This window comes from Halopseudomonas pelagia, from assembly GCF_009497895.1.
In the GTDB taxonomy this organism is placed as follows: domain Bacteria; phylum Pseudomonadota; class Gammaproteobacteria; order Pseudomonadales; family Pseudomonadaceae; genus Halopseudomonas; species Halopseudomonas pelagia_A.
This window is the reverse complement of sequence record NZ_CP033116.1, coordinates 4,397,573-4,420,988: the sequence shown is the minus strand read 5'-3', so window position 1 is coordinate 4,420,988 and position 23,416 is coordinate 4,397,573. Positions and strand designations below refer to the sequence as shown.

Annotated in this window: 24 protein-coding genes; 12 read left to right on the top strand and 12 right to left on the bottom strand. The window is 59.1% G+C overall.

Features of this window, described 5'->3' with window-relative positions; all coding sequences use genetic code 11:
- The first annotated feature begins 241 nt into the window (after positions 1-241).
- Genes EAO82_RS20210 through rfbC form a run of 4 tightly spaced genes read left to right on the top strand, consistent with a single transcriptional unit; the run spans position 242 to position 4,021 of the window.
- The gene (locus EAO82_RS20210) at positions 242-1,288 is read left to right on the top strand and encodes an NAD-dependent epimerase/dehydratase family protein (protein WP_096346892.1); all 1,047 of its coding nucleotides are present in this window, start codon (positions 242-244) and stop codon (positions 1,286-1,288) included.
- A gap of 39 nt (positions 1,289-1,327) precedes the next feature.
- The gene (rfbF, locus tag EAO82_RS20205; RefSeq protein WP_096346891.1) at positions 1,328-2,101 is read left to right on the top strand and encodes a glucose-1-phosphate cytidylyltransferase; all 774 of its coding nucleotides are present in this window, start codon (positions 1,328-1,330) and stop codon (positions 2,099-2,101) included.
- 30 nt (positions 2,102-2,131) lie between these two features.
- Positions 2,132-3,439 (top strand): NAD(P)H-dependent oxidoreductase, encoded by a 1,308-nt coding sequence (locus EAO82_RS20200; protein ID WP_096346890.1) that lies wholly within the window; start codon positions 2,132-2,134, stop codon positions 3,437-3,439.
- Between the two features lie 33 nt (positions 3,440-3,472).
- Positions 3,473-4,021 (top strand): dTDP-4-dehydrorhamnose 3,5-epimerase, encoded by a 549-nt coding sequence (gene rfbC / locus EAO82_RS20195; RefSeq protein ID WP_096346889.1) that lies wholly within the window; start codon positions 3,473-3,475, stop codon positions 4,019-4,021.
- On the opposite strand, the gene EAO82_RS20190 is transcribed toward rfbC, so the two are convergent.
- Positions 3,965-5,029 (bottom strand): glycosyltransferase family 2 protein, encoded by a 1,065-nt coding sequence (locus EAO82_RS20190; RefSeq protein ID WP_096346888.1) that lies wholly within the window; start codon positions 5,027-5,029, stop codon positions 3,965-3,967. The two genes, rfbC and EAO82_RS20190, sit on opposite strands and share 57 nt — an antisense overlap.
- Before the next feature lie 458 nt (positions 5,030-5,487).
- Between EAO82_RS20190 and EAO82_RS20185 the strand changes: the two genes are divergently transcribed.
- From EAO82_RS20185 to EAO82_RS20175, 3 genes are all read left to right on the top strand, one after another.
- Positions 5,488-7,236: a sulfatase-like hydrolase/transferase gene (locus EAO82_RS20185; RefSeq protein WP_096346887.1), complete on the top strand. Its 1,749-nt coding sequence runs from the start codon at positions 5,488-5,490 to the stop codon at positions 7,234-7,236.
- A gap of 27 nt (positions 7,237-7,263) precedes the next feature.
- A complete protein-coding gene (locus EAO82_RS20180; RefSeq protein WP_096346886.1) occupies positions 7,264-7,524 on the top strand; it encodes a DUF1145 domain-containing protein in 261 nt (86 codons plus the stop codon).
- A 159-nt stretch (positions 7,525-7,683) separates the two neighbouring features.
- Positions 7,684-8,718 (top strand): alpha/beta fold hydrolase, encoded by a 1,035-nt coding sequence (locus tag EAO82_RS20175; protein ID WP_410402935.1) that lies wholly within the window; start codon positions 7,684-7,686, stop codon positions 8,716-8,718.
- A 42-nt stretch (positions 8,719-8,760) separates the two neighbouring features.
- Here the strand turns inward: EAO82_RS20175 and EAO82_RS20905 are convergent, their stop codons facing one another.
- From EAO82_RS20905 to EAO82_RS20130, 10 genes are all read right to left on the bottom strand, one after another.
- Positions 8,761-8,892: a putative transporter small subunit gene (locus tag EAO82_RS20905; RefSeq protein ID WP_218838618.1), complete on the bottom strand. Its 132-nt coding sequence runs from the start codon at positions 8,890-8,892 to the stop codon at positions 8,761-8,763.
- 58 nt (positions 8,893-8,950) lie between these two features.
- On the bottom strand, positions 8,951-10,603 hold the full coding sequence (locus tag EAO82_RS20170) for a sodium:solute symporter family protein (protein WP_096346885.1): 1,653 nt from the start codon (positions 10,601-10,603) through the stop codon (positions 8,951-8,953).
- 319 nt (positions 10,604-10,922) lie between these two features.
- A complete protein-coding gene (locus EAO82_RS20165; protein WP_096346884.1) occupies positions 10,923-12,575 on the bottom strand; it encodes a complex I subunit 5 family protein in 1,653 nt (550 codons plus the stop codon).
- Positions 12,572-14,089, bottom strand: a complete 1,518-nt coding sequence (locus EAO82_RS20160; protein ID WP_231703253.1) for a proton-conducting transporter membrane subunit — start codon at positions 14,087-14,089, stop codon at positions 12,572-12,574. The genes EAO82_RS20165 and EAO82_RS20160 overlap by 4 nt, the downstream gene beginning before the upstream one ends.
- Positions 14,086-15,510, bottom strand: a complete 1,425-nt coding sequence (locus EAO82_RS20155) for a complex I subunit 5 family protein (RefSeq protein WP_096346883.1) — start codon at positions 15,508-15,510, stop codon at positions 14,086-14,088. Before EAO82_RS20155 ends, EAO82_RS20160 begins: the two co-directional genes overlap by 4 nt.
- Positions 15,507-15,791, bottom strand: a complete 285-nt coding sequence (locus EAO82_RS20150) for an NADH-quinone oxidoreductase subunit K (RefSeq protein WP_096346882.1) — start codon at positions 15,789-15,791, stop codon at positions 15,507-15,509. Before EAO82_RS20150 ends, EAO82_RS20155 begins: the two co-directional genes overlap by 4 nt.
- Positions 15,788-16,699: a hydrogenase subunit MbhD domain-containing protein gene (locus EAO82_RS20145; RefSeq protein ID WP_096346881.1), complete on the bottom strand. Its 912-nt coding sequence runs from the start codon at positions 16,697-16,699 to the stop codon at positions 15,788-15,790. The genes EAO82_RS20150 and EAO82_RS20145 overlap by 4 nt, the downstream gene beginning before the upstream one ends.
- Positions 16,686-17,030: a cation:proton antiporter gene (locus tag EAO82_RS20140; protein ID WP_096346880.1), complete on the bottom strand. Its 345-nt coding sequence runs from the start codon at positions 17,028-17,030 to the stop codon at positions 16,686-16,688. The genes EAO82_RS20145 and EAO82_RS20140 overlap by 14 nt, the downstream gene beginning before the upstream one ends.
- Positions 17,023-17,271: a monovalent cation/H+ antiporter complex subunit F gene (locus EAO82_RS20135; protein WP_096346879.1), complete on the bottom strand. Its 249-nt coding sequence runs from the start codon at positions 17,269-17,271 to the stop codon at positions 17,023-17,025. Before EAO82_RS20135 ends, EAO82_RS20140 begins: the two co-directional genes overlap by 8 nt.
- Positions 17,268-17,822 (bottom strand): Na+/H+ antiporter subunit E, encoded by a 555-nt coding sequence (locus EAO82_RS20130; RefSeq protein WP_231703252.1) that lies wholly within the window; start codon positions 17,820-17,822, stop codon positions 17,268-17,270. Before EAO82_RS20130 ends, EAO82_RS20135 begins: the two co-directional genes overlap by 4 nt.
- A gap of 261 nt (positions 17,823-18,083) precedes the next feature.
- Between EAO82_RS20130 and EAO82_RS20125 the strand changes: the two genes are divergently transcribed.
- The 3 genes from EAO82_RS20125 (at position 18,084) to EAO82_RS20115 (ending at position 20,257) form a co-directional block, all read left to right on the top strand.
- Entirely contained in the window at positions 18,084-18,632 is a 549-nt protein-coding gene (locus EAO82_RS20125) for a sigma-70 family RNA polymerase sigma factor (RefSeq protein WP_096346877.1), read from the top strand.
- A complete protein-coding gene (locus EAO82_RS20120) occupies positions 18,629-19,354 on the top strand; it encodes an anti-sigma factor domain-containing protein (protein WP_096346876.1) in 726 nt (241 codons plus the stop codon). Before EAO82_RS20125 ends, EAO82_RS20120 begins: the two co-directional genes overlap by 4 nt.
- A gap of 123 nt (positions 19,355-19,477) precedes the next feature.
- Positions 19,478-20,257: a DUF4394 domain-containing protein gene (locus tag EAO82_RS20115; protein ID WP_096346875.1), complete on the top strand. Its 780-nt coding sequence runs from the start codon at positions 19,478-19,480 to the stop codon at positions 20,255-20,257.
- A gap of 47 nt (positions 20,258-20,304) precedes the next feature.
- On the opposite strand, the gene EAO82_RS20110 is transcribed toward EAO82_RS20115, so the two are convergent.
- Positions 20,305-21,162 carry an acyl-CoA thioesterase gene (locus EAO82_RS20110; RefSeq protein ID WP_096346874.1) on the bottom strand — a complete coding sequence of 286 codons (858 nt, stop codon included), beginning with the start codon at positions 21,160-21,162 and terminating at the stop codon, positions 20,305-20,307.
- A gap of 198 nt (positions 21,163-21,360) precedes the next feature.
- Here EAO82_RS20110 and EAO82_RS20105 point away from each other — a divergent pair, with 198 nt between their 5' ends.
- Both EAO82_RS20105 and EAO82_RS20100 read left to right on the top strand, forming a co-directional pair.
- Positions 21,361-22,047, top strand: coding sequence for a nitroreductase (locus EAO82_RS20105; RefSeq protein WP_096346911.1), 687 nt, complete (start codon positions 21,361-21,363; stop codon positions 22,045-22,047).
- A 186-nt stretch (positions 22,048-22,233) separates the two neighbouring features.
- The gene (locus EAO82_RS20100) at positions 22,234-23,412 is read left to right on the top strand and encodes an acyl-CoA dehydrogenase family protein (protein WP_096346873.1); all 1,179 of its coding nucleotides are present in this window, start codon (positions 22,234-22,236) and stop codon (positions 23,410-23,412) included.
- The last annotated feature ends 4 nt before the right edge of the window (positions 23,413-23,416 follow it).

Here is a 23,416-nt window from a genome sequence, read left to right as displayed (position 1 = left end):
TTGTAGTGCATGGAGTTTATGCTTCTAAAGCGAAGAAACGCCAGGGGGGCTCGGTAATCAGCCGTTCATTCGGACGCTTTTCTGCCTTCCATAGGCGCCTAGGTGTCCGGAATACCCGTGGGTCAGAGCATTTCGTCGGAATCTTGCCTGTTTGAAAAATAGCTCTTGACCTGACTTGGCTGTTGGCTTCTTTTATTAGCTTGTTAAAAATATTAACAGGTCCTTTGCTAAGGAAAGCTGCATGAAAATACTTGTATTGGGCAACCTGGGATATGTCGGGCCATCGGTGGTGCGCGAGCTTGCTCAGCGGCATCCTCAGGCGCAAATTGATGGTTACGACAATGCCTACTTCGCTCACTGTCTGACCGGCGCCATCAGTGCGCCGGAGCGCTATCTGCATCAACAATTCTTTGGTGACGTGCGAGCGATCACTGAGGAAGAGCTCAAGGGCTATGACGCGGTGGTCCAGTTGGCTGCCGTTTCCAATGATCCGATGGGCAACCGCTTCGCTGCGGTGACACGGGAAATCAATCAAGATGCAACGCTGAGCATTGCTAAAAGTTGTGCTGTCGTGGGAGTCAGGCACTTTGTGTTTGCTTCCAGCTGCAGCGTCTACGGCGTAGCTGATGGCGCGCCGCGCTGTGAGTCCGATCCCGTGGCCCCCATGACGGCCTATGCCAAATCAAAAATAGGGTCCGAACAAGCCTTGGCTGAGATAGAGACCGGCATGGTTATCACCTGCCTGCGTTTTGCTACCGCCTGTGGCATGTCCGACCGCCTGCGGCTGGATCTGGTTCTCAATGACTTTGTCGCCTGCGCCCTCAGTGAGGGGCGAATTACCGTGCTCAGCGATGGTTCACCCTGGCGGCCATTGATTGACGTTGCGGACATGGCCCGCGCTATCGATTGGGCCGTGCAGCGGCAAGCCGATAACGGCGGCCGGTTCCTCACCGTCAATACCGGGTCTGACGCCCGCAATCATCAGGTGCGCGATCTAGCGGCGGCGGTGGCTGATGCCGTTCCTGGCACCACGGTCAGTATTAATACCGATGCACCGGTCGACAGCCGCTCCTACAAGGTGGATTTCAGTCTGTTCGGCCGTCTGGCGCCGGATCACCAACCGCAGATGACCCTGTCCGACTCGATCAAGCGCTTGATCGAGGGGCTCACACGGATGAAATTCAACGACGCTGATTTCCGCTCTTCACCGCTGATGCGCCTGCATGTGCTGCAAAGCCACATTGCCGAACACCGGCTATCCGAGAATCTGGTCTGGCTTGAGCGTTAAGCGTTCTATTTTTTCGTAGCAGCCAAGGAGTGTAGCTATATGAAGGTAGCAATATTTGCCGGCGGGTTCGGCACCCGATTGAGTGAGGAAACAGCTGTCAGGCCCAAGCCGATGGTTGAAGTCGGTGGCATGCCGATCATCTGGCACATCATGAAAATGTACGCCCATCATGGTTTTACCGAGTTTGTGGTGCTGGGCGGTTACAAGGTCGACTTCATCAAGGAGTACTTCCTCAACTACCGGGGTATCCGCAGCGATTACACCATCGATCTTCAGAGCGGCAGTATCGAATGGCATGACAAGCTGAAGGAGAAGTGGAAAGTCACGGTACTTGATACTGGTGGCGAGACCATGACCGGGGGGCGCCTCAAGCGTGCTCAGCAGTACCTTTCTGACGGACCCTTCTGCTTGACCTATGGTGACGGCGTCAGTGATGTGGATATCACGGCGCTGGTCGAGGCCCATCGTAGGTCCGGGCATTGGTGTACCTTGACCGCGGTGACCCAGCCGGGCCGTTACGGCGCGCTGCGCTTGAATGAAGAGTTGAGTCACGTGGAAGGCTTCCGTGAAAAGGGCGCCGCTGATGGTGGTTTGATTAACGGTGGTTTTTTTGTCTGTGAGCCTAAGGTGTTTGATCTGATTGACGACGACCAGACGGTTTGGGAAAACGAGCCGATGGATCGTATGGTCGAGGCTGGCAAGTTGGGCAGTTATCACCACAAGGGGTATTGGCAGAGCATGGACTCGCTCCGCGACAAGGTGGTGCTGGAAGAGGCCTGGGCCGCCGGTGCGCCCTGGAAGCTTTGGGACTGATCACGTCAGTGCAAGATTCGGAGAAAAACAATGATCATCGTCGACAGCGCCTTGGCCAAGCGTCAGGCAGAAGGGCGGCCCATTCGCGTGGGCATGATTGGCGCAGGCTTTCAGGCCAGCGGTATTGCATTGCAAATAATGACGGCCACTCAGGGGATGGAGTTGTGCGCGGTAGCCAACCGACACCTGGCACCGGCTATTGCGTTATACGGACAGGTCGGCATTGAACCAGTGCATTGCGACACCCAGGCGCAGTTGGAGAGCGCCATTGCCGCTGGCCGTCCGGCGGTTACCGAGGATGCTCAGGCGTTGGCGAAGGCGGATGGTCTGGATGCGATCATCGAGGTGACCGGTTCGATCGAATTTGCTGCTCATGCCGTTCTTGCTGCGTTGCAAAGCGGCAAGCATGTGGTGCAGATGAACGCGGAGCTGGACGGCACTATTGGCCCGATTCTCAAGAAGCGTGCGGATGCTGCCGGGGTGGTTTACAGCTTTTCCGATGGCGATCAGCCTGGTGTGCAAATGAACCAGTACCGTTTTGTTGCCGGTCTGGGTTTGAAGCCTGTTCTGTGCGGCAACATCAAAGGTTTGCACGACCCTTATCGCAATCCAACCACGCAGGAAAGTTTCGCCAAACGCTGGGGGCAGAAGCCAGCGATGGTCGCCTCATTCGCTGATGGCACCAAGATTTCCTTCGAGCAGGCTATCGTGGCCAACGGTACCGGTATGCGGGTAGCTCGCCGCGGCATGCTCGGCCCCGACTTTTCCGGTGGTGATCCGGGCGCTCCGCTCGTGCCCATCGAAGAAACGCTGGCGGCTTTTGAGCCGCATCTGGACCCTACAGGCCCCGGGCTCGTTGACTATGTGGTAGGCGCGCGACCGGGCCCTGGCATCTTTGTTCTGGGCACGCTGGACAACCCCAGGCAGCGGCATTATCTCGAGCTGTACAAGCTCGGCAAAGGGCCGTACTACTGCTTCTATACCCCCTATCACCTTTGCCATTTCGAAGTACCCAATTCGGTCGCGCGGGCGGTGCTGTTCAACGACGCAGTGCTGACGCCTAAGGGCGGGCCCACGGTGGGTGTAATTGCATTGGCCAAGAAGGACCTGGAGCCAGGGGAGGTGATTGAGGATTTCGGCGGCTATGAGGTTTACGGCGTAGCGGAGAATATGGACGCGGTGCGCCGAGACAACCTCCTGCCAGTCGGGCTGGCGTTGGGCTGCACGCTGGTACGCCCGGTCGCCAAGGACACACCGCTGACCTTTGACGATGTCAGCGTACCTCCCGGCCGCTTGGTCGATGCCTTATACGCTGAGCAGGAACACCTGTTTGCTTAAAGCCCTGTGCCAGCCATTGAAAAGGAGTTTTGCATGATTTACCGAGAAACCACGTTGAAGGATGCCTGGTTGATTGAGCTGGAACCGCGTGGGGACGAACGCGGTTCTTTTGCTCGCAGCATGTGCCGCGAAGAATTTCTGCAGCACGGAATGGCCGGCGACTATGTTCAGCAAAACACCTCGGTATCTGCCCAGCGCGGCACCTTGCGCGGGCTGCACTACCAGATTCAGCCCTATGCCGAAGCCAAGCTGATCAGGTGTATCAGGGGAGCGATTGTGGATGTTATTGTCGATCTGCGCGAAGACTCTCCCAGCTACCTGCAACACGAAGCGTTCGAGCTGACGGATCGCAACCGCCATCAGCTTTATGTGCCCCCGGGATTTGCCCACTCCTTCCAGACCTTGGTGGATGATACCGAAGTCAGCTATCTGGTCTCTGCGCCGTACACGCCCCATGCGGAGCGTGGTTTACGTTTCAACGATGAACGCCTTGGGATCGTCTGGCCGTTGCCGGTCAGCACCATGTCAGACAAGGATAGGACCTGGCCTCTGATCGGTGAGGGGGTCGAGAAGCTCTTCTGAATTCAGTGGCAGAGCGTCGAGCGCGAAGTCCTTGTGCTCGACTTCAGTGGGTTCGAAATAGGACGTCGGTGACCGCACGGTTACCCCCAGATCCTCAATTGGCGCAGATGCAGATTCGATACCCGGGTTGAAACGCCAGCTCTCCCATAATCCCTGCAACACGATGCTCGCTTTCTGTGACTGATGCATGCGCAGCAATCTGACGATCAGTACCAACTGTTTGAATATGGAAATGATCAAACGCCGGTTGCGGGAATATTTGCGGGCGACGAATATTTCATTGCGGAAATAATGGCGATGGTATTTGAGTCGGGCAGGGTTGGTTTCCGCCATGATGCTGATGGCGCCGTTCTCTTGCCGCAAATGTTCAACCTTGCTTTTGCCGACGATGTACCCAGGTGCTCTGGCCGTGACCCTGAGCGTGAACTCGGTATCTTCTCCCCAGATGAACATGGAGGCGATCGGCAGACCGTACTCTTCCAGCGTGGCGCGTGGGACCAGAATTGACACAAAGGTCGCCCGGCGCACGGGCAGCACGCCATGCTCCAGGGTCAGCGGCCAGCTCTCGTAATCAATGCGGTTACGCCGGGTGTCAACGCTAGGCGCATTGGTGATCAGCCCGCTTTCGGTAAAGGCCGTCGAAAGCAGAAATGCGCGCTCCGTGGAGTTGTTTTCAAGTAACTCGTCGGCTTCCAACAGCTGGGCCAGGGCATCGGGCGCGGCGATGACATCGTCATCCATCATCCAGATAAAATCGGCCCCCTGCTGAAAGGCCATGCGGAATCCCGCGTTGAACCCGCCGGAGGCACCTATGTTATGCGAGAGAACGTAAAGCTGCAGGCCAGGATAGTCAGCCTGCATCAGCATGGACTCGGTGCCGTCGCTGCTGGCGTTGTCAATAACAATGACCCCATCACAAGAGCGGGTCTGAGTGAAAATGGCGTCTAGACTGCGTTTGAGCAGGTCCTTTCGATTGTAGGTGAGTACTACCGCGTATACCTTTTTCATTTCAGCTCCATGAGTGATAAGAGTCTTCCTTAGCTGCATAAAGAACAGATTTCAGGAAGCAAGGCAAGGGGCGAAATGGCGCTCTGAATCTCACTTTTTATGATGTCAAAATAATATCATGTGGCCTTGTTTTTTAATTGTGAATGGATACAAATAGTTGCAGAATATTTCCGAAAGCGTGTAAAGATTCCTTATGAATATTTCTTCTGTGACTTGCGTCACATATGAGGAAATAATCCTGCCTCAAATTTGTTGGACGTCTGTCATTGGGATTGTTTCAACATTCTTTATCGCCACCATGCTGGGTCCATTCAGAACGCCGGTCTTTTCAATGCGCTGGGCGCATCGACTCTCAAATTAAAATGCATTGGTATTATTCCGGTACCTTTGTAAATCTGTTCTCTGTCCTTCGAATAATCACAAAAAGATAACGCACCCCCTGGTGCAAGGAGCCGAGGATGAAGCGTCGTGATCTGTTGAAGTTGGCTGGTGCAGTATCTGCTGCCGGCCTGGCTCAATCGCTCGGTGCGCAAACGGCTGGAAAAGGTACCGAGCCATCTTCCACGCAGGGTGCGGTAGCAACTTCCGCCCGCGCCGGGAAGAAGCTCAATATCCTGTTGATCGTCACCGACCAGGAACGGGCCATGGCCGACTTGCCAAGCGTGCTGCACCTCCCCGGACATGAAGCGCTGATGCAGCGTGGCGTGAGTATGGGTAACTTCCACGTCAACACCACGCCTTGCTCACCATCGCGCTCGGTTATCTTTACCGGTCAGCACACGCAAAAAACCGGCATTGTCGCCAATCTGGGATTGCCACCGTTCAATGAGTTGTCTTCGTCGATGCCGACGCTGGGACATATGCTCAGAGATCTGGGCTATCACACGGCCTACAAAGGCAAGTGGCATCTGTCTCATATCGCCGAAGCCTCTGACCTGACCTATGGCGAGGTGAAGACCACCACCGATGCGTTACTGCCTTTCGGGTTTGCGGATTACAACCTCAACGGTGATCCGCATGGCTCGCATATGAGCGGGTTTATCTTCGACAAGGTCACCGCCAGCGACACCGTCAGTTGGCTGCATGAGCACCGTGATGACCAGAAACCCTGGTTTATGGCGGTCAATTTCGTGAATCCGCACGACATCATGTTCTACAGCTCGGGCCCGGCGCAGCAACGCAGCCGCTTGCGCGAAAACTACCTGGGGCCGATTTCGCCCGGCCCGGCGACAGGCGTCTATGCCAAGCAATGGGATGTGCCGCTGCCGGCCAGTTTCTATCGTGAAGACCTGCGCACCAAGCCCTGGGCACACCAGACCGATGTGCATATCTGTAATCAGGTCTACGGGCATATTGATCCGCAAGATGAACAGCTCTGGCAGGGTTTGCAGAGTTACTACTTCAACTGCATCCGCGATGTCGACCAGTCGATCGCCCAGGTATTGGGCGCGCTCAAGGCCAGCGGGCGGGACCAGGACACCATCGTCATTTTGACCGCTGACCACGGTGAAATGGCCGGCGCGCACAAGCTGCGGCAAAAGGGCCCGCACATGTACAAGGAAAACACCCGGGTCAATTTCATTGTCAGCCACCCGGATATTGAATATGCCCGTGATACCCCGGCGCTGGGTTCGACGGTGGACGTAGTGCCGACATTGCTGGAGCTGGCGGGCTTATCCTCTGCGCAGCAAGCGGAGCGCTATCCCGATCTGGCCGGTGTGAGTCTGGCCAGCAGTCTGGGTGGTGCCAGTCAGCGTTCGGCCCGAGATGAACGCGGCCATCTGTTTAATTATGGCGTGAGCATGTATCTGGATCCGGAGTTCACCGAGTCGGTGATGCTTAATGCGGACAAAGTCACGCCCTGGACGCTTATCCGCGAATCACTGCGCCAGGGGCGGCTGGGCCCCTCAAGGGACAACCGTGCATTGTTTCGCGGCATTCATGATGGGCGTTACAAATTCGCCCGTTATTTCGCCCCGAGCAATCACCATACCCCCGCGGACATCGAAACCCTGAGCGCCCACAACGATCTTGAGCTCTATGACCTGCAAAGCGACCCGGACGAACTGGTTAACCTGGCCAACAACCTGCAGGCCCATCGCCAACTGATCGAGGGCCTGAATGCTCGACTGAATGAGTTGGTCGCGTTGGAGGTGGGTGTCGATGATGGTCGTGAACACCCTGGGCCGGCATTTCTGTATAGCTAGATTGATCAATAGGGAAGGGAAAACCAGATGACATTTTTCATTTTAGGCAAGGTTCTGCTGGCACTGGTGTGGGTCTCGGCGCTGGTGGTCGCGCTATTCCCGTCCATGGCAACGGGAGAAGGCATGCTGGTCAAGGTAGCGGTCGTCACCTTGGTTATTCATGTGATTGAACTGGTCTTTGTCGATGCGCGGTTACGGCAGCAGCCCAATCCTCTATGGCATCGCGTGCAAGTATTGCTGTTCGGCTATTTTCACTGGGGCAGGTTGAGCAAGACGGAACCGGCCTGACGGCGGAGTTACTAGCGAAGGAGGTACTAGCGAGGGAGGTAGTGCGCAGATGTTTCAGAATGCGCCAGGATGGAATCCTGCGCGGTAAATGCTGTCATCCTGTTCAGGGCCATGTGGCCCACTGAATACAGGAGAAAGATAATGGCAGGTCCCTTGATGATCAATAGGCTGATGGCAGCTTGTATCGCCGGTGTCGCGACTGTCGGCTTCGTCGGCTTCGTCGGCAGTGCCGCGGCCCAGAATACAGACAGCAAGCCCGTATATGACGCCGAGCTGTCGAGCTTTGAATATGCGTACCCGGTCGAGCGTTTCACCTTCAGCTCGCAGGGCCAGGACCTGCAAATGGCCTATCTGGATGTTCAGCCCGAGGCGGACAACGCCAATGGCAGAACCGTGATGCTGATGCATGGCAAGAACTTCTGCGCCGGCACCTGGGAAGGCACTATCGCCGAACTGCATGAGGCGGGCTACCGGGTAATCGCGCCGGATCAGGTGGGTTTCTGCAAGTCGTCCAAACCCCAGCAGTACCAGTTCAGTTTCCACCAATTGGCTGCCAACACCCATGCGTTGCTGGGGAAGCTGGATGTGGAGCAGGTCACGGTTATGGGGCACTCCATGGGCGGTATGCTGGCGACGCGTTACGCGCTGATGTACCCCGAGCAAACCGAACAGCTGGTGATGGTCAACCCGATTGGGCTGGAAGACTGGAAAGCTCTCGGCGTGCCCTACCAGAATATCGACGATGGCTATAAGGCCGAACTGGGCAAGACCGCCGAAGGCATTCGCGCCTATCAGAAGTCGACCTATTACGTGAATACCTGGGAGCCGGAATACGATCGTTGGGTCGAGATGCTGGCGGGTATGTATGCGGGCGAAGGTAAGGAACGGGTCGCCTGGAACCAGGCCTTGACCTCGGACATGGTGTTTACCCAACCGGTGGTGCATGAGTTCGACCAGCTGCAGATGCCGACCTTGCTGTTGATCGGCGAGAAGGACAACACCGCCATTGGCAAGGCGCAGGCGCCCAAGGATATTCAGAAGACGCTGGGTCGCTATGACGTGCTGGGTGAGAAAGCCGCCGAGGCTATCCCTCAGGCTACGCTGGTGGAGTTCCCGGATCTGGGCCACTCGCCGCAGATCCAGGAGCCCGAGCGCTTCCACAAAGCGTTGCTCAAAGGTCTGGCAGATAAGTAACCAGCCTGTTGTAGCCGACGCCCGGCGGGTGAGCGCGAGCGGTTAAACCAGTTCGCGCTTCTCGCGCCGCGCGACGCGGATATCCTTCAAGGTCGCCAGGCCAATAACCCCGAGTACGGCGAGTGATACCAGCGGCCAGATCAATACGTAAAGTGCCAGAATAAATGTTTGCATGAGTGCTTCCTTTGTCTGGCAGGTGCGCTGCAAAGCGCACCTGCGCACGGAGTGATTTCTAGTCAGCCTGGGGCAGCTTGACCGGATCGTAGTTGATGACGTTCTGATCAATCTGGGTGAAGTCGAACTTGCTCGAGCTCAACAGGCTGATGCTGACGCAGACCAGTGTGCTGACGCCGTAGGCCATCAGCGATGCGAGCAGGACGGTGTAGTCGCGCAGGAAGCCGACGCAGAAGAATGCCAGTGCGACAGCGCTGAGAGCGGCAACGATCAGCCCGATGCGACGTCCGCAGAAGCCGAACGCCATCAACCCGAGCACCACACCACCACCAACGGCAGCCAGTAACTCAAACAGCACCGCCACCACGCTGATCATGGGCAGCAGCTCGAAGCGGGCGATACAGAACATCAGCAGACCGGCGACGACCGCCCAAGTGAAGGCCGCGTTGGTCACCCGATCCCAGAAACAGCTGGCGATGACCGGGAACACAATGGCGCCCCAGAGTGCGCCAACAAAGACCAGCATGATCAGAATATCCATCGAGAAGCTGGCGAGAATCACCCCGATCAGCGTCGCGACGATCATCGTCAGCCTGCCGATAAACAGCATCTTGGTCGGGTCAGGCTTGTTCTTGGCGATATTTTTGCCATACACATCGGCCATGACAATGGCTGACATCGCGGACAGATCCGAGTCGGCAGTCGATGACAGCGAGCCAATCACCAGAATGAAGAACAGCCCGATAAATACCGGCGGCAGATACAGCGATACCATCTGCGGGATCAGGTTATTCATGTCGCCATCAATCGGCTCCATACCGGTCATCAAGGCCATCAAACCAATCATGCCGAGGCCGATAACGATTGCACCGTAGCCGATGGTCGCGGTGATAAAGGTCGGTTTGATGTGGTCTTCACGCACAGCGAACAGCCGTTGGGAGATGGTCTGGTTGCCGATCGCATAGGCCAGCACCGCAACAAAGAATGGCGCGCCCTGGTTGAGGATGGCATCCATCGAGAACAGGTTGGCTTGCTCTGATGTCAGCAGGCTCATGCCGTCAGCCAAGGTGCTCGGCCCGCCGAGGGCGAACAGCACCGCGGGAATGATCAGAATCGCCACGGCCATCATCGCCATCAACTGAGCGAAATCAGTGAGTACCGAGGCGCGAAAACCTGACCACAGCGTGTAGGAGAGTACGCCGACACCGGCGATGACTACGCCAGCCTGGAAGGACAGCGGCGAGAGCACTGAAACCAGTGCGCCCGAGGCGGTAAAGTTGACCATCAGGCTGATGATGCTGCCGAGGATGTTTGAAGACGCGAGAATCAGTTGGCTGGACGAGCCATGCCGGGCGTGGATCAGCTCACCCAGAGTGTGCGCATTGGGCGCGAGCTCGCGGAAACGCCGGCCAAACGGATAGATGAACAGAATCATCAAGGCGCCCCAAAGGCCGTAGTGCAAAGGTCCTGAGATTCCGTAGGTATAACCCGAGGTGGCGGCGCCGTAGAACGAAGCGGCCCAGATCCAGGTCGCGGTCATGCTGGCGGCGCCAAGGCCAAAACCAATCTGATGATTGGAGACCATAAAGGCGTCGGTATTTTCCTTTTTCTTTTTGATCAGCAAGGTCAGCAGGTAAGTGCCGCCGTAAAAGGCGACAAGCAAGGCAAGTACGGTCAGTGTCGAGAACTGATAGAAGTTTTGTTCGTTCATTGAGTACCCATAGGCAATACAGCCCGATCATCCTTCGCAGAGGCCAGAATTCCATATTCGGAGCGGCCACCGCAGGACGTAAGCAAAAACAGAACATCTTTCTAGGAATGTCTGTAGCGAGATAAAGGCCGGCGTTAGCGGCCTGGTAGCGCAAGAGTTCGACGTAAACGCCGAGGTACAGCGGCCAGATCAACGCACGCAGTCAAGCGCAAAAAGCGCTGTAAGGGTCGGTCCGGTGGCAGCTACCCTAACGTTTTGGGTCTGCCCCGTCCAGGCATCATTCCCCGCCGAGGCGCCGTTGGACACCGAAAAGGCGCTCTCAGCTAAGCCATCCGAGCAGCAGTAGCCCAGCTATCAGCCAGGCGCTGGCGGCCACCGCGTCAGGTTGAACAAAGCGATTCCAGCGGCGCTCCAGATCGCGCCAGCGTTGTGCTCGGTTCGCCGGAGTCGGGGCTGGTTTGGGCGGGCGACTCATCCAGCGTTTAAAGCGGATTGATGCCGCTCTGGCGGGATTCGGCAGATGCTCCAGGGCTGCGGGTATACGCCAGTTGAACCGAATGGCCATCAGGCTCAACGCCAAGCCCAGCGCCAACGGCCAGGTGGCGGCCCAGAGCGCATAGCCAGGCAGGCTATGCAGTAGCGCTTCGCGCATGTCAGGCCACAGCCAGGGCAGCGTAACTGGCATGATGCAGAGCAAGCTCCAGGGCAAAATCTGACTGGTCTGCGCGACCGGTAGCTCATTAGCCTGTTGGGCCTGGCGCATCAGCCAGAGTGCGCGCGCCACCACCAGCAGCGTCGCCAAGGAGCCAATGCTGAGCACGGTCAGCCAGATTTCCGGCAGGCTGCTCTTGACGCTGTCCTTGAGCAATACCTTGATCGCTGCGCCGCTGGTGAATGGCAAGCCGGCCAACGCCAGCGCGGGTATGGCCATCAAGATCCAGTGCCAGCCTTTGAGCCGCCCGTGCGCACTCAGTCCGGCGCCCATAAACAGCGCGCCCTTGGCCAGGCCATGGTGTACGCCATACAGCGCCAACATCAAAGCAGCGGCTGGTCGGGCTTCAGGCTGGTGCCAGCCAAGGGCGAGGATGATCAGCAGATAGCCAATCTGGCTGACCGACGAGTAAGCCAGGGCAGCCTTGGCTTTATGTTGCAGCAGTCCGAGCAGCACACCGTAAAAGGTACTGATCGCGCCGATGGCCAGCAACCAGACAGCCCAGTGTTGCAGCAGCGCATCCTGCGCCGGTAAAAAGCGCCAGATACCGAGTATCCCGGCTTTGATCATGGCGCCGGAGAGCACCGCACTGGCGGCGGCGGGAGCCGCTGGATGGGCCAGTGGCAGCCACACATGCAGCGGCCAGAAGCCCGCCTTCAGGCCAAACCCGACAAGCAGTAGAGCCGCGGTCGTAGCGCCGATGGGGATGCTCTGCCAGTCGGCAAAATCGAGCAAACCGCCAGCTTCATGCATGCGCAGCAGCATCCCGGCATAGATCAGCATTTCGCCGAGCACCGCGAGCTGCAGGTAAATGCGCCCGGCCTGACGGGGCGCTGGGCCGCGCAGATGCACTACCAGCCCGTAGGCGCTGAGGCTCATCAGAGTGAAACCGATATAGAAACTGGCGGCATCCTGAGCGATCACCAGCAACAGATTGCCGGTCAGCGAGAGCAGCCAGAACAGCCAGAAGCGCTGCAGACGCCGGCCGTCGTTCAGGTCCGCTACCGCAAAGCGGCTGGCGCAGGCCCACAACACCGCACTGAAGCCTAGCCACGCACGCGCCAGCAGGTCATCGGCGCCCCAGCTGGCGCCAGGCCAGAGCAGCGACAATTCCAGCGCCGGCGCCGGCCAGATGCTCAGCAATAGTGCCGGGATGCAGGCTAACCAATACCAGGGCGCGACACGTTCTGGCCGCAGCCACAGCAACACCCCAGCCAATAAGGGAATAAGCGGAACAACTATCCACCACAGGGGGGTCATAAACCGAACTCCCGGTTGATGATCAGTTGACTCCAGGATAGCGGACTCAGCGTAGTACCGGCAAAGATGCCCACCAACAATGCCAGCGCAGCAATGAACATCACGGGCGCGAGCAACATCCAGTGGGTCTCGCCCCAACCGGGCTTGCCGGTACCCAGATTGGATTCAGCCGGCCAGGTTGTCGGCGCTTTGGCAAACCAGCCGCGGTACAGCAGCGGCAGGAAGTAGGCCGCGTTGAGCAAGCCGGACAGCACGAACACCAGCACCACCCAGGCATGGCCGGCATCCAGCGCGCCATAGCCCAGGTACCATTTGCTGATAAAGCCCGCGGTGGGTGGTACACCGATCATCCCCAGCGCGCCCAGGGTGAACGCGCTCATGGTCAGCGGCATGCGCCGGCCGACACCGTCCATCTCGCGAATATGGTGGATACCCAGGGTTTCGGCGAAGTTGCCGGCGCAATAAAACAAGGTGACCTTCATCAGCCCCTGATGCACCAGGTGGACCAGCGCGCCGACTCCTGCGATAGGGCCGAGCATGGCCACACCCAAGGTGATGTAAGACACCTGACTGATCGTCGAGTAGGCCAGGCGCTTCTTGATTTCGCGCTGCTGCAAAGCCTTGAACGAACCGTACAGGATCGTCGCTGCGGCCAGCGCCATCAGCGGCACACTCAGCCCGAGCGCCTGCATGGGCTCCACACCGTAAACATCGTAAACCACGCGCACAATGCCAAAGGCGCCGGCCTTGACCACGGCCACCGCATGCAGCAGCGCGCTGACCGGGGCCGGTGCGACCATGGCCTGTGGTAGCCAGCCATGCAGTGGCAACAACGCAGCTTTGACGCCCAGACCGGCGATCAACAATCCGAAGGCGAGCATCAGGCTGGCGTTGTGGTTTTGCAGCAGCGGCTGCAGGTAGCCGCCCGGGACGAAATCCTGGCTGCCGGTCAAACTGTGCAGCAGCGCCACACCCATCAGCAAAAATGCGCCACCGCCTAGCGTGTAACTCAGATAGATGCGCCCGGCGCGCAGCGCCTCAGCTGTGCCCCGATGTACTACCAGCGGGAAGGTCGCCAGCGTCAACAGCTCGTAAAACAGCAGGAAGGTCACCAGGTTGCCGGCCAGCGCCACTCCGACGGTAGCGCTGACGCACAGGCTGAAGTAGCCGAAGAAGCGCGAGCGCAGCGGCGAGTCTTCCAGGTAGCCGATAGCGTAGATGGTCGTCGCCAACCAGAGGATGGAAGACAGAGTAATGAACTGCAATGCCAGCGCATCGCCCTGCAGTACCAGCCCACCGCCGGGTAGAAAGGGGACGCTGAAACGGAATTCCAAGCCCTGGCTGACGCCGAGCAACATCAAGCCTACCAGGCTGAGTTTGAGCATCGCACCTGTCAGGTTCAAGGTGATACGCAGGCGGACCTGATCCTCGCGCAGGCTGAAAATGATCAGCCCGGGTATCAGCGAACTGAGAATGATCAGCAGCGGTAATAGCGTGGTCCACGACAGGTTCACAGGCCCACCTCCGTAAACCAGATGATCAGCGGTTCACTGAACAGCGCCATGGCCCAGACCACCACGGCGGGCAACATCGCCAGCCACTGGGCAAATGCATCCGGGTCATAATTCGGCGGCGTGGGATCGGCGCGATCAAAGGCAATGGCCACCACGCGAAAGACGTAGGCGGCGCTGGCCAGCGTGCCGAGCAGCACGCCAAAGGCCCACGGCCAGTTGGCCGGATCGCTGAACAGCGGTTGCAGCAGCACCCACTTGGCGACAAAGCCGCCGCTGGGCGGCAGGCCGACCAGACTACCGCCCGCCACGGCAAAGGCGAACATCGCTAGCGGCATGGTTTGGCTGGCGCCCTTGAGCGAGCTGACGCGCTTGCTGCCCAGGGTGGCCTGCATCTCGCCTGCGGCCAGAAACATGCTGACCTTGGCCAGCCCGTGAGCCAGCACGAACAGCCACAGGGCAATCGATAGTTCTCTTTGTTGCCAATGCAGCAACAGGCCCAGCGCAAGTAACGCATAGCCCAGCTGGGCCACCGTCGAGTAGGCGACCAGCACTTTCAGCCAGGGTGTACGCAGCGCCGACCAGCCACCGGCCACCAGCGCGATAATACCCGCCAGCGCAAATAGCAACCCTGCCTGTTGGGCAAACTCGACCGGCGCGATGCGGCTCCATAATAGCCACAGAATAAACAGCGGCCCCTTGACCACCAGCGCCGAGAGCAACGCGCTGACGGCAGTTGGTGCCGCGGCATGCGCGGCCGGTAGCCACAGGTGCAAGGGCCAGAACGCGGCCTTGAGCATCAGGCCCAGAGTGATCAGCGTCAGCGCCATTTGTGTGGTGGCGGTGTTGCTGGTTACCTCGGCCAGCAAGGTCAGATCCAACACCCCATATTCGCCATACAGCAAGGCCACGCCGAGCAGGTAACACAACGAGGCAGCCAGCGAGAGCAGCAGATAGCGCAACGCGGGGACGTGAGCCTTGCGTCCGGAGAGAATCACCATGGCCACGGCGACCAGCCCGAGCAGCTCCAGGGTGACATACCAGTTGAACAGGTCGCGCGACAGCCATAGCGCCGCAAGGCTGGCGTGCAGCAGGCATGAGAGCGGCCAGAAGTCGGTATCACGAGTCTGGCTATGACGGCTGCGTTCGGCATATACCGCCACCAGCAGGTGGACCAGGGCGGTGAACACCAGCAGTACCGCGGTCAGCGGGCTGAGTTCGAAGCGAATGCCCAGCGGCGTATCCCACCCGCCCAGCGCCAGTTGCTGGGTGCCCTGTTCAATTACCGAGTACAAGGCAAAGCCCGCTGCAGCCAGGCTGAGCGTATTGGCCAGAATCACCAGCGCGCCGGCACGCGAGCGCAAAAGCAACAACAGCAGACTGGTCGTCAGCGGAATCAGCAGGCTGAGCAATGCGAAATTCATTGTGGCTCCTGATCGGAGCTATCCGCACTGGCGGTAGCCAGCCGCAACGCGAAGGCGGTGGCGCTGGCCGCGACGACCAGACCGGTGACCACCAACGCCTGCAATACCGGGTCAATCGGTTGTACGCGGTTGGCCAGCGCGACCATCAGCATAAACACGCCGCTGCCCATTATGTTGACGGCGATAATACGCCGCAGCGCATGCCGCTGGCTGAGCAGTCCATGCAAGCCGAGCAGCCACAGAGCAAGTCCGGTCAGGAGATACAAAAGGGTATGCGTCATGCGGCCAGCTCCTCGGTATCACCGATCACCAGCAATGTCAGCGCCGCAGCGATGGATAGCGTCGCGGCAATCTCAATCGACAGAATAAGCCCGCCGCTCCACTCTCGCGGATAAGCCAGCCAGCCCTCGCCCAGCCAGGCGCTGGTCGCGGCAACCAGGCTGAACAGCGCCACACCCACAAGCACCAGCGCGCGCAACGGCCATTGATGCCAGCCGATGTTGGGCAGTAGCCCGCTCAGGCGGAGCGTCACCACGCCAGCGGCCAGAACTACCCCAGCCTGAAAGGCCCCGCCGGGTGCATGGCTGCCGCTCCAGAGCAGATAGCCCCCGACCATGACCACTAACGGCGCGATCACACGGCTCCAGGCAACCAGTAAAGGCCAGGCTTGCGGTCGTGGGCCGGTGGATGGCTGCAACTGGCGCACCCCAAGCAGCGCCAGCAAGAGTACCACCAGCTCCAGCAAGGTATCCCAGGCGCGGAAGTTCAGCAGCACCGCCGTTACCGGGTGGCTGACACCGCTGTTGTCCAGTTCCTGCGCGACCTGTTGTGGCAGGAGGGGTGAGGCATCCAGCAAGGGGATGGCCGCCCGGGTCAGCAGTAACAACACCAGTACAGCCAGCGTCAGGCTGGCGATATGTTGAAGCGGCCGTGATCGGGAAGCTGGCTCTGGAGGGCTGCGGCCCATGGCGCTGAGCAGCATGACGCCGATCAGTCCTGCACCAATTCCGGCTTCGGCCAGCGCCAGGTCCGTCGCGCCCAGCCGCGCCCAGGTCAGCGCCAGCATCAAACCGAAGACGATGAACATCACTATGCTGGTGTAAAGCTTCGGAGCATGAATGGCCGCTACTGCGAGCCCCAGTAACAGCAGAATCAACGTCAGATCGAACAAAAGGTCAGCGTTGATCATGCTGCTCCTCAGGCTTCTGGCTGGCACTGGTCTCGGCACCGCCATCGCTATCGAATTCGCGCTGGTGACGCGCCAATAACTGGCAAGCGGTCGCGCTCGAAACCATCACTAGTAGCCAGATCAGCAGCATCAACAATGCCGGCTGCCAGCCGTCGCTGCGCAGAGCCAAACCGGCGGCCAGCAGCCCCAGCCCCAGAGTGTCCGCCTTGGTCACAGCATGCAGGCGGCTGTATACGTCGGGAAAGCGCAACACGCCGAGTGTGCCGGAAATGAAAAAGAACATTCCCGCTAGCAACAATGGCCAACTGAGCCAGATCAGCCACTCAGTCATGACGTCTCCTCAGCAGCTGGACCAGCGCGGCGCAGACCACTGCAGCGAGCAGTGCCAAAACCAGGGCCGCATTCAGTAAGGCTGGCATATTTTGCGCCTGAGCCAGGAGCATCAGAGTCGCCGCCCCACTGGTGCCGAATAGTTGCACCGCCATCAACCGGTCAGCCTGCGTGGGGCCGCGCCAGGCTCGCCACAGGCCCGCACCGACGCTGAGCAGAAGGATGCTTGCCAGCCAGGTCATGGATCAGACTTCTTGAGCAACCGGTCGAGCTTGCGTTCCAGCCGCGCTATGGTTTCGTGCCAGTTCTGCCGATGGTCCAGGGCATGCAGGTGTAACGTCTGGCCGTCGAAGTGCGACGCCAAGGTGCCGGGTAACAATCCGACCATGGCCGAAAGCAACAACTGTACCCGCGGCTCGGTGCTGGACATCTGGTAGCGCACCCATTGTGGCTTGATCGGCAGGCGTGGATGCCATGCACGGCGGGCGACGTCCCAGCCGCCAACAAAAAGTTCAGCGAGGAAAAAGCCGAGAAAGGCGGGAAGATGTTTCAGATGCACAGGTTCGGCATGCAGCCTTACCTGCCAACTGACGCAGGCCGCAAGAACAGCCAAAGGCGTCCCGAATGCCCAGCCCTGGTTGCCGCTGAGCAGCGCCCACAATACTAGCCAGGCTCCCAGACTTAGCAAAAAGCCGAGCAATTGCCTGGTACGCGATCTAGCCGGGCGGGAGGCTGGGGCGGGCATTGGCGATGGCATTGAAGAGAGCGACGCGCTGTTGGATTCTGGGGGCACTGGTACTCCTGAAGCTAAAAGCGCTGCCATGTTAACTGTCAATGTTAAGAGAAGCGCCGCTTGGGCTCAAACCGGGAAAGTTGCCAAATCAGACAGTGCAACCTCAGCAAAAGTCCCTTAAGGTCCAAAGCGATACGCTATAAGCAATATTCGGTAGCGGCGGCAAAGTGTTATTTTCAGGTAATGGACATCCAGAGGTCATGGTCGCGGGTATAGCCATGAAGGGACGGGTAAGCGAAGTGCTCGGCACAGGAACACAGCATGGCGGATAACGGATTTGATTACGACAGCGTGCTGGAAGCCTGTGCACGCAGGGACAAGGCAGCCTTTGCGCGGCTATATCAACAGGAGGCCGGGCAGATGCTCGGCTTGGCGATCACTCTGCTGGGCCGCCGCGACCATGCCGAGGACTGCCTGCATGACGCCTTCGTCAAGATCTGGAGTAACGCGGACCGCTTTGATCGGACGCTGGGTCAGGGGCGGGCCTGGATCTACAGCATTCTGCGCTACCGAGCGTTGAACCAGTTGCGCAGCCGCGGTCGGCTGGTGAGTGCTGACGATGGCTTTATCGAGCAGATGGCGGATGACAGTCCGCAAGCCGAGGAGCATATGGCGCAGCAGTGGCAAGGCAAGCAACTGCGTCGCTGCCTGCAGCAGCTCGAGCGTCCGCGCCGCCACCCGATACTGCTGGCATTTTATCGCGGCTTGACCCATGACCAGATCGCCGAGCGCCTGACCATCCCGTTGGGCACCATCAAGGGCCGTATTCGCGCTGGATTACGCGCATTGCAGGAGTGTTTGCAAGCATGATTCCAACATCACCCGCAGATCGCCGTGCGTTGATCGGCGAATATGTTCTGGGGCTGCTCGGCGAACCGGAAGCGACTGAAGTCCGTGAGCTGATCGAGGCCGACAAGGATGCCGCACGCATGGCGCTGGAGTGGGAACGGCATTTGCTGGAACTGGCCGATGAGCTGCCAGCGCAAACACCCGCGCCCAATACCTGGGAGCGCATACAGCAGAGCCTTGGCTGGATGCCGGCGGAGAATGGCCGGTCAACGGCTTCACCCGCTGCACGCTGGTGGAACAGCCTCGGCCTCTGGCGTTTGACCACTGGCGCACTGGCGCTGCTGGTGTTGCTCAGTTGGCTACCGGGTGTGCTGCGCGACCAGGCTCCCGCTGGCGCAACCTATACCGCCGTGCTGCAGGAGCCGGGCGAGTCTGCCAGCCCGGGCTGGGTGGTGAATATCGATGCTGAGGGTACGCTGAGCCTGGTGTCTCTGGTTGAAGATCAGATCCCCGAAGACCGCTCGGTGCAGTTCTGGACACTGATCGACCCTGCGGACGGTCCACGTTCTTTGGGCCTGATCGAGCCGGGTGAACAGGTCACGCTGAATGCCGAGCAGATTGGTGCGGTGCAGGCCGGACAACTGTTCGAGCTGACCCTGGAGCCGGCAGGCGGCTCGCCATTGGATCGGCCGACTGGCGAGGTGTTGTACATCGGCCGAGCAGTGCTGACAGCGAGCAACTAAAAAATATTTTCAATCCGGGACATCTGAAAGTGATCCTCGTGGGTATTGATAGACAGGTGACTTGCAAACAGCACCTGTCTGGATGGGCCAAGCCCATCGCTAACTGCTTACGAGGAATCACTGATGAATACTTTCAATAAACTGATCCTGGCTACTTCTTTGACTCTTGCTGCCGGTACCGTCAGCGCGGCCAGCCTTTTGGCCCTGGGTGAAGATGGCAAGCTGTATAAAATCGACAGTGACGCACTGACCGTAACCGCCAGCATGGACGTCGAAGGCGCCGATGATCTGCGCGGCATCGATGTGCGCCCGGCCAATGGCAACCTGTATGCCCTGGGCGGTGGTGATCAGCTGTACACCGTTGATCTGACCTCCGGTGCAGCTACCGCTGGCGCAAAACTGAATATGGAACTGCCCGGCAGCGGCCAGGCGGTAGTGGACTTCAACCCGGTGGCCGACCGCCTGCGTCTGCTGGCTGATGATGGCACCAACTTCCGCGTCAATGTCGACACTGGTGAAGTGATCACCGATGGCGAAGTGGCCTACGCCGAAGACGGCGACTACGCAGGTGACAGCGCTAAGATCGTCGCGGGCGCTTACACCAACTCCTACGCCGGTACCGAGAAGACCTCGCTGTATAACGTTGATCTGGCGACTGGTAATCTGATGCTGCAGGATCCGCCGAATGATGGCGTGCAGAAGACCGTAGGTGAGTTGGCCAAGGGCCTGGACGGTGCAGCGATGGATATCGCCAGCGACGGCAAGGGCGGTAATGTTGCCTATGTATTGACCGGCACCACTCTGCACACGGTGAACCTGGAAACTGGCGCACCGACCACCCTGGGTGAAGTGGCTGATCTGCCGGACGATATCATCGATATCGCCGTACTCCCGGCCATGTAATTCAGTAGTTGAACAACCCCTGCATGCTTCGGCTTGCAGGGGTTTTTTTACAACTTCAGTTTGGTCAATTGCTCGCGTATGGCTTCGGTCAGCGGTGCCGGGCGACCACTGGCCTGGTCGATTACCACCATCACACTGTTGGCCACCGCCTGCAGGCCATGCTCGCTGATCGCGCAGCCAGTGAAAACGAATGAGGTATTGCCCATGCGGGTAATGCCCGAGCCCAGCTCCACTGGCTTCCAGCCGGGGCGATAGTGCAGAAAACTAATGTCGGCTGCGGCAATCAGAATACCCAGACCACCCAGATCCATTCCGCGAATCGCGCCAAACCGCGCCTGCTCCATATAGCGCGCCAGTGCCGCTTCACTGCGCTGGCTGTCGGCATCCAGATCGGCATAACGACCGCTGAGCTGCTGGCGCATAGGCCACTGAGCCGCAGCCTTGGCCACCCCGATATAGTCATCCGGCGCCAGCGCTTCGGCCGTGCCAGCCGCAGCAGCCTGCAACTGCTCGCGAACATGCTCCGGCAGATCGACCCGCTGGCCTTTGACGAAGGCGCCCATCACACACTCCTGCGAGCCGACATGCTGACCATTCTGCGACAGCTCGCTGCGCACCCGGTAGGTATCCGGTTCGCAGCTGAGCACCTGCACGCGCGCCTGCACATCACTGCCGTACCAGGTCACCTCACGGTACTGGGTAATGCTGCGCAGCGGGCGGATTCTGACATCGTCGGAAAACCATGCATCAGCGCCGAAGCGGTCGATATGCGCGAGGATGCGCGCCTCCTGATGCAACTGGTAAATCCGTGAATTGTTGACGTGGCGCCAGGTATCCAGATCGGTATAGCGGGGGGTAATGGCACATTCAAAGGCCGGGCCGGCCGTGGGTTTGGAGTCGGGCATGGGTGCAGGGCATCTCATTCAGGTTCGCAATTGGTGAATCAGCGTTCACGCATCATCGGCATTTCGCCTGCGCCGCGCAACGAGAAGGGCGGCTCGATAGATATGCCAAATGCAGCTTCATTCCAGATAGTTGCGCTCGTCGCGGCATATCGGCATGCTCGAAATTTGGCTGCCGAGGGCGGTCTTGAGGAGTCCATCATGATTGATAAAGCCAGCAGCGTTACCCAAGCCATGTTGTCACGTCGTTCGGTGCGCGCCTTCACTCAGCAGCCGGTCAGCGGTGAGTGCATTCGCCGGCTGCTAAGCACTGCAGCCCGCGCGCCCTCTGGCGGTAATCTGCAGCCCTGGCAGATCTTTGTGGTTGGCGGTGATGAGCTGACGCGTCTCAAGGCGATCATGCGTGAGCGTGTGCAAGAGGCGCCCCGGGGAGAAGAACCGGAGTATGCGGTGTACCCCGAGGAGCTGGTATCGCCCTACCGGGATTACCGTTTTCAGCTTGGCGAGGACCTTTACGCCGAGCTGGGCATTCCGCGGGATGACAAGGCCGGGCGCCTGGCCTGGTTCGCGCAGAACTATCAGTTCTTCGATGCGCCGTTGGCACTGTTCTGCTACGTCGACCGCCGAATGGGGCCGCCGCAGTGGTCGGACCTGGGCATGTTTCTGCAAAGCCTGATGCTGTTGCTGCGCGAAGAGGGTCTGGATTCCTGCGCGCAGGAGTGCTGGTCACTGTACCACCGCACTCTCGCGGATTTTCTTGAGCCGCCCGAAGAACTGATGCTGTTTACCGGCATGTCGATTGGTTATGCCGACGCCAGCGCCCCGGCCAATCAATTGCGCAGTCGCCGCGCACCACTTGATGATTTCGCGCGGTTTCGCGGGATCTAAGCAGCATTCTAAGCGGTTTCGTTTCCTTTGTTTTTCCCGACTGCCTGAACCGAACTGGTTTATGCCTCCATGCATTCCCCTGACTGATGGGTCACCATTCCGCCGGTCAAGTAAAACGCCGCGCGCCGGTCACTAGGGTATTCTGCGTTTTTGTCCCATTAGCCGATCAATTGAGGAGACTTTCCCGTGACCGATCTGCACGCGTTCCGCGAGGAAACCCGGGCCTGGCTCGAAGAGAACTGCCCGCAGAGCATGCGCACGCCTTTTACTGCTGAGGATGAGCAGTGCTGGGGGGGCCGCAACTTCAAGTTCAAGAGCGACGACCAGCGCTTGTGGCTGGAGCGCATGGCCGAGAAAGGCTGGACGGCGCCGGATTGGCCGCAGGAATACGGTGGCGGTGGGCTGAGTAACGCCGAGTGCAAGGTGTTGCGTGAAGAGCTGGCAAGGATCAAGGCGCGGCCGGCGTTATCGAGCTTCGGCGTATGGATGATCGGCCCGGCCATTCTCAAGTTCGGTTCCGAAGAACTCAAGCGTCAGCATTTGCCGCCCATCGTGCGCGGTGAGATCCGTTGGTGCCAGGGCTACAGCGAGCCGGGTGCCGGCTCCGATCTGGCCGGGCTGCAAACCAAGGCGGTGGATGAGGGCGATCATTTTATTGTCAATGGCCAGAAGATCTGGACCTCCTACGCCGACAAGGCTGACTGGATGTTCTGTCTGGTGCGGACCAATCCGGAAGCCAAGAAGCAGTTGGGCATTACCCTGGTGCTGTTTGATATGGCTACCCCGGGTGTGTCTACCCGCCCAATCAAGCTGATCTCCGGTAACTCGCCGTTCTGTGAATCCTTCCTGGATAACGTACGGGTCGAGAAGAACCAGGTGGTGGGTGAAATCAATGCCGGTTGGACTATCGCTAAATACCTGTTGACCCACGAGCGCGAGATGATAGGCGGTATGGGCAAGACCGCCGCTGGCCAGAAAACATTGCCGCAGGTGGCAGTGGACGCTATTGGCCTGGACAACGGCAAGCTGGCCGATGGTTACCTGCGCAGTGAAGTAACCCGTTGGGAGCTGGATGCGCGAGCGTTTGAACTGACCTCCGAGCGGGTGCTGGATGAAGCCAAGGCGGGTCAGGGCGTGGGCGCTGCATCGGCGATGCTCAAGTATTACGGCACTGAAGTGAACAAGCGTCGCCAGGAATTGCTGGTTGCGCTGCGCGGTAGCGATGCGCTGGTCTGGGAAGGTGAGGCCTGGAAGGAAGGTGCACTGCCACGCACCTGGCTGCGTTCCAAGGGCAACTCCATCGAGGGTGGCACTTCCGAAATTCAGCTGAACGTGATTGCCCGCAACATTCTTGGGCTCCAGTGATCGA